Here is a 240-nt window from a genome sequence, read left to right on the forward strand (position 1 = left end):
CGAACCCCCACGCCAAAGGCGCTAGATCCTAAGTCTAGTGCGTCTGCCAATTCCGCCACACCCGCATATTTCATTAAAATGGTGAGCCATGAAGGATTCGAACCTTCGACCTTCTGATTACAAGTCAGATGCTCTACCAATTGAGCTAAGTCGGCTAAATGGTGGAGGATGACGGGATCGAACCGCCGACCCCCTGCTTGTAAGGCAGGTGCTCTCCCAGCTGAGCTAATCCTCCATTTG

General features: G+C 52.1%; 1 tRNA gene. It reads right to left on the reverse strand.

Annotation, left to right across the window (positions count from 1 at the left end):
* Positions 1-159: 159 nt before the first annotated feature.
* A tRNA-Val gene (locus MR160_RS34505) sits at positions 160-235 on the reverse strand.
* Positions 236-240 lie beyond the last annotated feature (5 nt).

The sequence above is a fragment of the Bacillus cereus group sp. BfR-BA-01382 genome (assembly GCF_022663475.1).
In the GTDB taxonomy this organism is placed as follows: Bacteria; Bacillota; Bacilli; order Bacillales; family Bacillaceae_G; genus Bacillus_A; species Bacillus_A thuringiensis_S.